This window comes from Marinomonas sp. BSi20584, from assembly GCF_002792415.1.
In the GTDB taxonomy this organism is placed as follows: domain Bacteria; phylum Pseudomonadota; class Gammaproteobacteria; order Pseudomonadales; family Marinomonadaceae; genus Marinomonas; species Marinomonas polaris.
This window is the reverse complement of sequence record NZ_KZ454899.1, coordinates 12831-24181: the sequence shown is the minus strand read 5'-3', so window position 1 is coordinate 24181 and position 11351 is coordinate 12831. Positions and strand designations below refer to the sequence as shown.

General features: G+C 42.9%; 11 protein-coding genes. 1 reads left to right on the top strand and 10 read right to left on the bottom strand.

Translation table 11 applies throughout. The features are described from left to right. Positions 1-34: 34 nt before the first annotated feature. The 5 genes from TY87_RS20910 to TY87_RS20890 form a co-directional block, all read right to left on the bottom strand. On the bottom strand, positions 35-1984 hold the full coding sequence (locus tag TY87_RS20910; protein ID WP_100188536.1) for a TRAP transporter permease: 1950 nt from the start codon (positions 1982-1984) through the stop codon (positions 35-37). Between the two features lie 10 nt (positions 1985-1994). Further along, positions 1995-2933 (bottom strand): TAXI family TRAP transporter solute-binding subunit, encoded by a 939-nt coding sequence (locus tag TY87_RS20905; RefSeq protein ID WP_100188535.1) that lies wholly within the window; start codon positions 2931-2933, stop codon positions 1995-1997. Between the two features lie 104 nt (positions 2934-3037). Next, on the bottom strand, positions 3038-4147 hold the full coding sequence (locus TY87_RS20900; protein WP_100188534.1) for an ABC transporter substrate-binding protein: 1110 nt from the start codon (positions 4145-4147) through the stop codon (positions 3038-3040). Beyond that, on the bottom strand, positions 4137-5567 hold the full coding sequence (locus tag TY87_RS20895) for a sensor histidine kinase (RefSeq protein ID WP_100188533.1): 1431 nt from the start codon (positions 5565-5567) through the stop codon (positions 4137-4139). Before TY87_RS20895 ends, TY87_RS20900 begins: the two co-directional genes overlap by 11 nt. Then, the gene (locus TY87_RS20890) at positions 5560-6231 is read right to left on the bottom strand and encodes a response regulator transcription factor (protein ID WP_100188532.1); all 672 of its coding nucleotides are present in this window, start codon (positions 6229-6231) and stop codon (positions 5560-5562) included. Before TY87_RS20890 ends, TY87_RS20895 begins: the two co-directional genes overlap by 8 nt. 296 nt (positions 6232-6527) lie before the next feature. Between TY87_RS20890 and TY87_RS20885 the strand changes: the two genes are divergently transcribed. Next, positions 6528-7424 carry an EamA family transporter gene (locus tag TY87_RS20885; protein ID WP_100188531.1) on the top strand — a complete coding sequence of 299 codons (897 nt, stop codon included), beginning with the start codon at positions 6528-6530 and terminating at the stop codon, positions 7422-7424. A 25-nt stretch (positions 7425-7449) separates the two neighbouring features. Here the strand turns inward: TY87_RS20885 and TY87_RS20880 are convergent, their stop codons facing one another. The 5 genes from TY87_RS20880 to TY87_RS20860 all read right to left on the bottom strand — a co-directional run bounded on the left by TY87_RS20880 (position 7450) and on the right by TY87_RS20860 (position 11282). Continuing rightward, positions 7450-8280: an ion transporter gene (locus tag TY87_RS20880; RefSeq protein ID WP_100188530.1), complete on the bottom strand. Its 831-nt coding sequence runs from the start codon at positions 8278-8280 to the stop codon at positions 7450-7452. A 117-nt stretch (positions 8281-8397) separates the two neighbouring features. Further along, entirely contained in the window at positions 8398-8673 is a 276-nt protein-coding gene (locus tag TY87_RS20875; protein WP_072842024.1) for a hypothetical protein, read from the bottom strand. A gap of 87 nt (positions 8674-8760) precedes the next feature. Beyond that, positions 8761-9327 carry a mechanosensitive ion channel domain-containing protein gene (locus TY87_RS20870; protein WP_100188529.1) on the bottom strand — a complete coding sequence of 189 codons (567 nt, stop codon included), beginning with the start codon at positions 9325-9327 and terminating at the stop codon, positions 8761-8763. 21 nt (positions 9328-9348) lie between these two features. Next, complete coding sequence (locus TY87_RS20865; RefSeq protein ID WP_072842028.1) at positions 9349-10236, bottom strand: AEC family transporter; 888 nt, start codon at positions 10234-10236, stop codon at positions 9349-9351. Between the two features lie 68 nt (positions 10237-10304). Further along, entirely contained in the window at positions 10305-11282 is a 978-nt protein-coding gene (locus tag TY87_RS20860; RefSeq protein ID WP_100188528.1) for a substrate-binding domain-containing protein, read from the bottom strand. Positions 11283-11351 lie beyond the last annotated feature (69 nt).

The window sequence follows — 11351 nt, the reverse complement described above, 5'->3', positions numbered from 1 at the left end:
TTTTTTAGTATTGGTTGTTTAGTATCCTAGACTATTAAGCTTCAGCTTTCATGGTATTGGGCTTTGTTTGAATGCTTGCTTTGAACAGTAATCCAGCAAATAACACAATACCGATAACGCGAGCGCCCAACACAGCAATAGACGTGTCCGTTGCCGCTGCAGGCCATGCAATTAATACCGCTGCGACCACATAGGCTAACCGAGTAGGCCAAGATAAGTTCTCACGTAACCAGCCAGAAAAGCCGATACTCATTGATGAGGTTGCCAAAGTCGCAAACGAGATCGCTGCGATAACACTAGCAGTTGTTCCTATCAACAAAACCCCCGGCATAGTGACGAACAAAAATGGCACTAAGAGTTTTACAAAACCCAAACGCATAGATTCAATCGCTGTCTCATTAGGATCTGCTCCGGAAATAGTAGAAGCAGCGTAAGCAGCCAATGCGACAGGAGGAGTAATCGCTGATACCAAACCAAAGTAAAAAATAAACATATGCGCAGACAAGGTTTCCATACCTAACTGAGTCATCGCCGGAGCAACCAATACCGCGAGCAATAAATACGCTGCCGATGTCGGTAATCCCATTCCTAAGACAAAAGACGCCAACGCAGTGAGCAACAAGACAGCCCACAAATTGCCGTCGCCTAGTTCAATGATCAAACCTGACAACATCAAGCCCATACCAGTTAAATTCAATATCCCGATAATAACGCCTGCCGCCGCCACAGCTGCAACGATTGGTAAGGTTGAAGACAATGTCTCTTTACAAGCAGCGATGAGATCTAGCGCATTTATGCGAGTAGCTTTTTTCCAAGGACAAACTAACAAACCAGCTAGAATCCCCATAACAGCGGCTTGAGTTGGTGACTTGCCTGAAATCATCAGGCCGATCAAAACCACCAATGGAAGCAGAAGATAGCTCTTCGTTCTAAGAGTTCTTAGTAACAGCTGTAAGCCAGCTTCTGTATCTCTTGCTAAGTTAAGACGTCCTGCCTCAAGGCGAACCGAAATCATCAAGGCTAAAATATACAAAAGAGCGGGAACCAAGGCCGCCATTGCAACTTCAGCATAAGGAATCCCTATCATTTCCGCCATCAAGAAAGCAGCTGCGCCCATAACCGGCGGCATAATTTGCCCAGCCGAAGACGCAGCGGCTTCAATCGCACCAGCCAATTTCGCGCTGTAGCCGACACGCTTCATTAATGGAATGGTAAAGGTACCTGTGGTCACTACGTTCGCGACGGCACTACCGTTAAGCGAACCAAGCAATGCACTAGACAAAGCAGCAGACAATCCAGGACCACCTTGCACACGCCCTGTCAAACCACGGGCTAAATCAACAAAAACCTCACCAGTGCCAATCTTAGTTAAGATGGCACCAAACAAACCAAATAGGAAAATATACTCAACGGCGACGCCCATTGGCACACCATAAACCCCTTCTGTTGATAACATCAGAGTTGAGGTAAAACGACTAATATCATAGCCGCCGTGACCATATTTACCGGGGATCAAATAGCCAAAATATGCGTAGAGGAAAGCGAGGGTCATTAAGGTAATCAATGCCCAGCCTACCGCGATACGAACAAAGACAAACACCACAACAATGAGAGCAATAAAGATCAACCTATCTTGCTCAACCGACATAGCGCCACGCATGACAATATCAATATAGTAATGCCACAAATAAGGTCCCGGAATTAACGCCAATAGAGCCAATAGATAAAACGCTCCACGACCCGCAACACTTTTGTATCTAAGCGCATAAAACAGCATGGCAGCCGCCGCGACTAAAGAGAAAAACGACGATCTCAATAACAACGCGGTAATGCCGCCATAATACGCGCCATAAAGTACAAGACCGGCGATTCCAGCGGCGATCACACTAAATAATAAAGAGACTGCTAGACGTTCCTTGCCACCAGCGAATTTTGATTCAAGGAGCAAGCTTTGAAAGCCATTGCTGGAACCTGAGTTCAACATAATGACGCTCCTATTTTCCGTTTACTTCGTCATAATATTTTTTCGCACCTGGGTGCAAAGCAATAGGAGTACGTTTCGCCGTTTCTAACGAAATTGCTTTTGCCTGCGGGTGAATTTGACCTAGTTCATCTAGATGAGAAAAAATAGTTTTGGTGATGTTATAAATTTTGCTCTGATCTTCTTTACCGCTCGTAAACAAAATCGCTGGATCGTTAATCATCAAGACTTGTTCGTTCTGATCTGGATAAGTGCCTGCTGGCAAAGAGAAAGCTTGATAGAAAGGATATTTCTGAATCAAACTATCTAGTTTCTCAATACTGGCAGACAAAAGCTTCATATCTGTCTGTGAATCTAGGTCAATCAAAGAAGAAGTTGGTGCACCAGCCAAAACCACAGTAGCGTCAACTTGACCGTTCACCAGTGCTTTTACACCTTCATTGTATGAAAGAAAACGTGGTGTGATATCGTCAAAGACACCGTATTCTTGCAACAAGCGAGTTGCTAATACAGCAGCATTACTTCCTGGAGGTCCCATGCTGACACGCTTGCCTTTTAACTGTTCAAAAGAGTCAACTCCATTTCCGGAAATCGTCGCAACTTGCAATACGGCTGGATATAAATAGGCAATACCGGCAACATCCAATGGCCCACTTACTTTAAATGGGCCTTCGCCATTCTTAGCTTCAAACAGTGTAGAAGATGATGAAAGCCCTAGCGTCATTTGACCCGCTGCAACTCGGTGATTGTTTTCAACAGATGCACCAGTTACTTCAGCTCGTGCCGTGGTATTTTCCATATATTTGTTAAGTGTTTCAGAAATGCCCGCGCCAATCACATAAAACAAACCACCGGTTCCGCCGGTACCAATGGATACGCGCTCAGCAGCTTGTAAAGGGCTATTTACTAAGGTCGCACACAAAGCGCTCGCTATAAGCAGTTTTTTAAACATAGTATTCTCCAACTTATTTTTGTTTTGTTATTGCCTAGAACACTTTAGCGAGGAAACCTTTCATGAACCTTTCATGGGCCTTTAATAACCCATAAAAATTAAATCTACGGTAATGCCGAAGAATCGTTAGGAACAGTAAACATAGCATTATCCCACTCATGATAAATGAGCTGTTTTTTGGCATCATCTGTTTGAATCAGTAGTTCAAGGCCTAGAGGAATTGGGCGAAAAATCCCATGCGGTAACTTACTCAACTCATCACGACTATATGGACCTTTTACCTTGGTACTAATTGGCGTAATGCCAGATTGATTAGCAAGTATATGCTGCCCTTCTGGGGACAATAAAAGATCGATAAAACGCTTCGCTAATGTCGGCTGTTGAGCATCACGAGGAATAAACGCCGTGCGCATAATGATTGTCGTATAATCCGTCGGCATGATGGTTTTTATCCATGCATACTTTTGTGACCACTGATATGAATAAGCACCAACAAGATTATAGGCGATAAATATCTGACCTTTTAATAGCGCATTAAGCATCGACGAAGTATCTGTATAAAGCCGAGCTTGATGCGTACCAAAAGCTTCTAACAATCGTCCATAACTGCGAGATTGTTGTCCATCATAGGCCCACGCCAAATAACCTAAACCTGACTGCTGAATATCAAATAAGCCGATTTTATCGTCTAGAAGGTGATTTTTACTACGAATCAAATTCAATAACTGCTCGCGACTCAGCGGCAAAGCCTCTCCAGCCAAAATATCGCTATTTAGCGCCGTTACGATAGGTTCGTAGGTAAACCCAAACAGCTCATTTCGCCAATGTGAATCCTTGGGGACATTACTAAGCTCTGGCGAATCATAAGCCAATGCGTAACCATCGTTTGCCAATTTAAATTGAAGATCCATCGCGGGACTAAGCATCACATCCGGCCTAACATTAGGTTGCGAGATAAATTGCTCGTATAAATGACGAGTATTCGATTCAGTGTAATGAATTGCTACATTCGGGTATTTTTCTTGATATGCCTTAAACAAAGGCGAGATCGCCTGATGATTTATAGCGCCATAAATAGCCAGTACATCTTCTTGATACTTTGGCTGTTTATTCAAACTTGGAAAAGTAATATATGTAGTTTGTTGCACCGCATCAGCGAATACCATACGACTAACCAAGATTAAACAAAGTCCCAGCACGTAACTAACTTTCATAAGAAAGTCCTTTTCGTTGGGGAAAAATAACTTCCACAATCAATCCGGTTGGCTGGTTGTCTTTTAAATGGAATCTGGCGTCATGATGCTCTGCGACTTCTTTGGCAATGGATAAACCAATCCCAGAACCAGAGGCAAAGTTGTCTGGACTACGATAAAAATACTCAAAAATATGCTCTTTATCCTGGTCAGGAACGCCAATACCTTGATCTCGAATTTGCAACACTACTGAAGTCTCAGATAGCTCATCCATCACCATTAGCTCAACTTCAACAACGCTGCCCTTCGGACTGTATTTAATGGCATTTTCAATGATATTTTGCAGCATCTGCTTTAGTGCGAATTCATCACCGTTAATAGTAACTTGGATGTCTCCTAAATATTCAATTTCAACCTGTTGTTCTAGTGCCCAAACCACCAGCTCGCGACAAGTCTCTTTGGTCACATGATCCAAAGACACCGGACTAAAAGGATGACTCTGATAACGATGTGTCAACGTAGCGCGACTAAGAAGTTGGTTGACCGTGTTAGTCAATACATTACTGCTTTCTAAAATATGTTGTAGTTGCTTTTGACGTAACACTTCATCGGTTTCATCTAGAGCGTTTTGCGCCTGTGAATTCAAACCAGCCAAGGGTGTTCGTATCTGATGGGCGGCTTCTGCCGTGAAGCGTTTTAAACGGCTTAATGTATTATCCAACTGAGCCATAAAGTAATTAATGCTCTTTAATAAAGGCGCTATTTCGCTGGGTACATTGGCTTCTAAAGGCGATAATTCTTGAGGGGAACGTTCGGTTATGGCTTGCTTGATCGCTTGTAAAGGCTGCAATACCCGCCAAATAACAAAGAGTAGTAAGAGCAAGGTAATAAAGAAAAATAAGGTAACAAACTGCAATGCCATTTGGCTGATTTCAGTCGCGGCTGCGCGTCGTGCGTCCAATGTTTGCCCGACAATAATAAAAACATCGTTCACACTATCCGCTTCTAGCAAGCGTTTTCCCAACGCAACAAAACGCACCGTCTCACCGTGATACATGGCTTCATAATAAATAGGAATAAATTTTTCTTTCTCGCTGGATTGCTGAAGTAACTGGGTAAACGGAATATTGGGAAGATCTTTATAACCTGTCAGCACCTGATATTGTCCATTCATAATAGAATAGAAGGCACGATCAGAGGTAGATAACGCCAAGGTTTCAAAAGCGGAAACGGGCAAATCGATAAAAAACTGCGAATCCAAAATATTAATGTTTTCGGCCATCTGTAAAGCTGAACCATATAAAAGTCGGTCATAAGACTCTTTTGCCGCTCTATTCGCGTAGATATGTGCGCTCCAAAGAGCCACAACGTTAATAACGATCAGCACCGTCGCAACCATTAGGATCAATTGCCGACGAATCGACGTGGTCGCCTTAGCCATGATGTTTTTCCAACAAATAACCAAGACCACGAATGGTTCTGATATTGATATCACTGTCTTGCAGGGATTTCCGTAGGCGTGCTACGTAGATTTCAATCACGCTTGAGTTTGGATTTTCATTAAAGTTATAAATATGTTCGATCAATGCCTCTTTGCTTAAAACCCGCCCAGTGTGACTGATAAACACCTCTAATAAACGAAACTCTCGTTGTTTTAGGTCAATTAGATTACCGTCAACGGTTACCGAACATGCTTGAAGATCTAAACTGACATTTCCATATTCTATGGTGTTTTGCGCTTGTCCTTGGCTACGACGCAGTAAGGCACGACAACGAGCCTCAAGCTCTCCAAAGTCCACTGGCTTAGTCATATAGTCATCTGCACCTAAATCCAATAACTCAATGCGATCTTTAATTTCGTCACGCGCAGTTAGCACAATCACAGGCGTATTAAAGTGTTTTTTTCGCAGAGTTTGTAAAATTTGATTGCCTGTCATATCCGGCAAATTTAGATCTAGTAGCATGAGATCGTATTCTTGCAAGGCCAACATCTGATTTGCCTGTAAACCGGTCTGAGCAAGATCAAGACCATGCCCCATTCGACTGATTCTTTGGCTAATGGCTTCGCCTAAAATACGGTCATCTTCCACTACTAAAATACGCATAATACTGATGCTCTTGTGACGTCTTTATTTTTATAAGGCAAATTGAATGTGTGTGATATTCAGTTTCTTACTCGGAACTTTGTCAATTTAGCCTATATTCCGGCGTGAAAGAATGGGCTATCTCTTCTATCAATACATGAAATGGAAAATGAATACGGAGCCTTTTGCAATTAAAGGGACCATTCTCGGTCTGTGTCCTTCATTCTTTTGTTATCTGTCCATGTGCAAACTTATCGAAAACACGTAAAGTGATTGGCTTATTTTTCGCCTCACTATTGTACGGCTAAGGACTCAACATGATTCGCAAAGATATGTTTTTGGCGCTGATTATTATCGTCGCATGGGGCTTTAACTTTATCGTTATGCGTTGGGGTTTGGACGAGCTAACACCGATGATGTTAGGTGGCTTACGCTTCCTGGTCATCGGTATGATTGGCTGTTTCTTCTTCTCTCGCCCCAATACACCGCTGCTTTGGTGCATTGGCTACGCCTTGTCATTGAATTTCGGGCAATTTGCGTTTTTATTCAGCGCCATGTCGTTTGGTATGCCTGCGGGACTTGCGTCTTTGGTGCTGCAATCTCAGGCGATTTTTACGCTCGTGTTCGCTATTTTATTGTTGAAAGAAACCGTACGTCCTTATCAAGTGTTCGCTATCGGCATTGCGATTGGTGGCTTGGCGGTCATCGGATTGGACAATGACGACACCACCATGACAGCGCTGGGCTTTGGATTAACTTTAGCTGCTGGTTCAAGCTGGGCATTAGGCAATATTTTTACTAAAGTCATCAGCCGAAAAGGCTACGATGCCAATCTCAACCTTATTGTTTGGTCTAGCTGGGTTCCGCCTGTGCCTTTCTTTCTGTGTGCTTACTTCATTGATGGCGGCGACGTTATGTGGAGTAACATCGTTAATTTGAACTTCAAATCCCTTGCATCACTGGCTTATTTGTCAGTCTTTGCAACATTCATCGGCTACGGTTTATGGAGCCATTTGCTGTCTCGCTATCCAGCAGCAACTGTCGCACCGCTAACCTTGGGCGTTCCGGTTGTTGGCCTAACATCAGCAGAAATCTTTTTGTCTGAAACAGTTAGTACTATGCAATGGGTGGGGATTTTAATAGTGTTGATTGGATTGATGCTGAACACATTCGGCGGGCGCTGGCTAAAGAAGGTCAGCCAGCACGCCGCTTAAAAACGGTTAGGAAATAAAAGACTGGTTAATCTTTTCGATCCTGTTGCGCGTCGATTTTATCCGCGAGGCGTGCAACCTGAGCCTGTAGCTCTGAAATCTGCGTCACCAAAGCCTGATGGTGATTTTCTTGGTTCTCATGTTCTTCTAGTGCTGTTTCGCGAGTCATCACATCCAATACTACACCGACCATCATGTTTAAAAACACAAACGCGGTTAAAAAAATGAAGATGATGTAGAAGATCCAGCTAAACGGATACACTTCCATGGTTTCGTACATAACGTCCGTCCAATCTTCGAACGTAGCCACACGAAACAATGTCAGCATAGAGATAGCAATATCGCCCCAAAGTGTTTCATTTACTTGATGGAAAAAGATCGAGCCAACCGCCGCAAAGATGTAAAAGATGATAAACATCAGCAAGGCAATGTAACCCATTTTCGGAATGGCTTTGAGCAAAGCATTAATCAGGAAGCGCAGATCAGGGATAATAGACACCAGACGCAAAACTCGGAACACTCGTAACAAACGTGCGACAAGAATCATCTCGGTCTCAGAAATCGGCATCAAACTACCGACAACAATAACAGTATCGAAAATATTCCAAGGGTCTGTAAAGAAGCGGCGCTTATCATCACAAGCAATAAAGCGCAGGGAGAGTTCAATCAGAAAGAAGACGGTAATGAAGTTATCTAAGTAATTAATGGCTTTATCGATGCCATAAGGTAAGGAATAGGTTTTTGCACCAACCGTTAATGCTGCAACCACAATGATGCTAATAATAAAACCTTGGAACCACGCACTGCGCTCAATGCGCTTCATCGTAGTAAACCAACTTCCAGAACGACTCATTCCCATGCTTTTCTACACCTAATATGCAATATTAAAAACCTGAAATAAAGACAGGTGGCGCCATATTAAGTTCATATCATGCAGAAGAAAAGCAGAAGCGAGTTAAGTTGTAGCGCTTGATGATTAAGTTCGTTTTACTCTCACAACCTTCATGATCTCAACAGGAATTCCCGCGACCATTTCTTGTGTAGGGTAATAGGTTAGGTTAACGCGAGCACCGCGCAAAGTGCGATATTTGCCTTGGCGTTTGAAACGAAAAGGCACGTCGTAACCTTCTATCATTAAGGTGTGCAGCACCCAATCTTCTTGAGGGCGTTGAGCATGAGATTTCACTTTCAGCGCATCTGAATGAATAAGCGCATCATTGTTTTTTAACAAAGACTCAGGATCGGATTTCACAAGAGACTTCCTTTCTTAAAGATGAAAGCCTCTTAGTATGACACAAATATCTGAGATCTTAAAAAATTGATTGTTTTTCACTCAACGTTAAGAAGAAGTACTTTGGTCCTCAACTTTATTAGTTGAGGTACTAGATGCTGTAAATTGACTCATTGCCTGCGCTGCTTCTCGACTTTCAAAGCGTATAACCGCTTTTTGTAGAATCAAACTGTTTGGATAAGTCACTACATCGCCTGACAACCGATGAATAATTACATGGAAGGTCGATATTTCTAACACTTGCCCTAAGATCTCATCGTCTTTATCTACAACCTTGACCCAATCCCCCACTCGATAAGGAAAACCAAAGAAGATAATCAAGCTAGCGGTAATGTTGCTTAAAATGGACCATTGAGCAAACAACGCCACACCAACGACGGCAAACACAGACGAGAAAAAAATCGCTAGCTGGCCATACCCAATACCAAGAACTAAACAAATCAATAAAATAAAAATCGCAGTAAAGCCAAGGTTTAGCATTTTCGAGACATAGGTTATTCGCACTTCGTTCGCGAATTTCTTTTGCCCTAATAATGTGACACTGGATTTCAAGATGCGAGAAACAATGATGTAAGCCACCACCAATAAAGCGATTAAGCCAATTTGCACCATCATGCTTTTTCTCCTAATACGGATTTATAAAACATAAAACAACACACAAGGGATGATACCTACACTCATCAAATTACTAATCAACACAATCGACGCCACTTTATGTGGCTCTTGTTGGTATAACTCCGCCACCATGTAATTCAACACGGCAGGCGGTAAACAGGCAAAGATCAACAAATAGGCGAAATTTTCTGGCGACATGCCAACAACATAATACCAAATAGCAGCAATAATCAGACCGCTTAACGGACATAAAAAGCCGCTGATAACACCAAGCTTCCACTCACTAAAGTCCACATTCGTCATACGAACACCAAGCGCAAATAGCATCAGAGGAATGGCTATTTGCCCCATCATATCCACAGACACCTTCACTGCAGGGATTACCGTCCAACCTTGTAAACTCCAAACTAAACCAAGTATCGTCGCGATGATCATCGGCATTTTTAGCACATTAAGGAGGTTGGTTTTTGGATTGAGCAAATACATGCCAACAGTAAAATGCAGCAAATTTTCGGTGAGAAACAGCACTACAGCGATAGGCAAAGCGGATTCACCAAACGCAAGCACGATCAATGGAATACCTAAGTTACCACTGTTATTAAACATCATTGGCGGAACCAATGTCTTTGGCGAGATTTTTAGCCACTTGCAAAGAGGCCAAACGAGTAATCCTGAGCCTAAAACAACAACTGTGGCCGCGATAATCAGATCGACATATTGAGCTATGTGGAAATCTTTCGACGCCATAACTGAAAAAATCAGCGCAGGACAAAAGACACTAATATTAATACGATTCGCCACCGTCATGTCCGTGGGGCGAACTCGTGCATATAAAAATGCCACCAGCACTATGCTGGCCAAAGGGAAGACTGTATTAAAAATTTGTAAGAATAACGTCGAAGTGTCCATTCATAGCCTCTTTCACGAAGGCCACTAGCTTAACGTCCTTGTAATAAAAGACCAAGATGGAATAGAGATTAGTTTTTCTCAATTAACGTTGAAGGAATCAAAATAAAACGCTGAGTAACGTCTTTACCTTTTAATAGATCCATACCAATTTCGATGGCTTTTTCCGCCATTGGAATAGGACGCTGGACAGCCGTAGCAATCCAAGGGTTACCCTTTTGCTTAATAAGCTCGGCAGCAAATGGCGCACCGTCAATCGACGCCAATACGAATTCATTACGATTCGCTTGTTGAGCAGCACGCAAAGCACCAAATGCTGTTGGATCATTAATAGTAAATACAGCATCGATGTGATGGTATTCTTCCATTAAATACGTCATGGCTTCCATTCCGCCCTCTACGCTGCCTGTACCGTTCATTCGATCGCTTAACAGCGTGATATCTGGGTATTTATTTAATGCGGATTTACAACCAGCGACTCGCTCAATAACAGACGATACTAAGACGCCATTAATAATGACAAAGTCACCTTGGTAGCCAATTTTCTCCGCCAATTTTTCACATGCTATAGCGCCAGCCTGTACATTATCTGTCGTAATAGTCGCGTCTGCACCTTGGGCATTCACATCCACCGCGATCACTTTAATACCAGCTCGTTGAGCTTTTGCGACGACGGCAGCGACCTTATATTCGTCCGCTGCGGTTAATATGATCAAATCAACTTTTTGCTCAATAAAGTCATTGATTTGACCTATTTGGCGTTGCCAATCATACGCATCTGAACGAATAAGCATTTTTACTGGCTCACCCGCCAGCTCTTCCGCTTTTGATGAAACCGTGTCCACGAGCTGGACAAAGTAAGGATTGCCCAAATCAGCAACACTAATACCAATCGATTTAAGTGGCTGAGGCTCTGAGGATTGTGAAGCCAAAGGGGAAAGTGAAACAGCGACAATAGAAACCGCCAATAGGCTTGGCATCAGGCGATAGCCCTTCCAAAGCTGTCGCACTTTATAAAAACGCGATATTGACTGTTTAATTAGGCTCATTTTGTTTCCCCTGATGAAAGGCCGCTATTTTGCCCTACCTGACGGCAGATAAAAATAGCGACTGGGCTT

Bases quoted from the DNA above. Each gene is read 5' to 3' on its own strand.
- TY87_RS20860 (WP_100188528.1), bottom strand. From the start codon at position 11,282: ATGAGCCTAATTAAACAGTCAATATCGCGTTTTTATAAAGTGCGACAG.
- TY87_RS20890 (WP_100188532.1), bottom strand. From the start codon at position 6,231: ATGCGTATTTTAGTAGTGGAAGATGACCGTATTTTAGGCGAAGCCATT.
- TY87_RS20885 (WP_100188531.1), top strand. From the start codon at position 6,528: ATGATTCGCAAAGATATGTTTTTGGCGCTGATTATTATCGTCGCATGG.
- TY87_RS20900 (WP_100188534.1), bottom strand. From the start codon at position 4,147: ATGAAAGTTAGTTACGTGCTGGGACTTTGTTTAATCTTGGTTAGTCGT.
- TY87_RS20905 (WP_100188535.1), bottom strand. From the start codon at position 2,933: ATGTTTAAAAAACTGCTTATAGCGAGCGCTTTGTGTGCGACCTTAGTA.
- TY87_RS20895 (WP_100188533.1), bottom strand. From the start codon at position 5,567: ATGGCTAAGGCGACCACGTCGATTCGTCGGCAATTGATCCTAATGGTT.
- TY87_RS20870 (WP_100188529.1), bottom strand. From the start codon at position 9,327: ATGATGGTGCAAATTGGCTTAATCGCTTTATTGGTGGTGGCTTACATC.
- TY87_RS20880 (WP_100188530.1), bottom strand. From the start codon at position 8,280: ATGGGAATGAGTCGTTCTGGAAGTTGGTTTACTACGATGAAGCGCATT.
- TY87_RS20910 (WP_100188536.1), bottom strand. From the start codon at position 1,984: ATGTTGAACTCAGGTTCCAGCAATGGCTTTCAAAGCTTGCTCCTTGAA.
- TY87_RS20865 (WP_072842028.1), bottom strand. From the start codon at position 10,236: ATGGACACTTCGACGTTATTCTTACAAATTTTTAATACAGTCTTCCCT.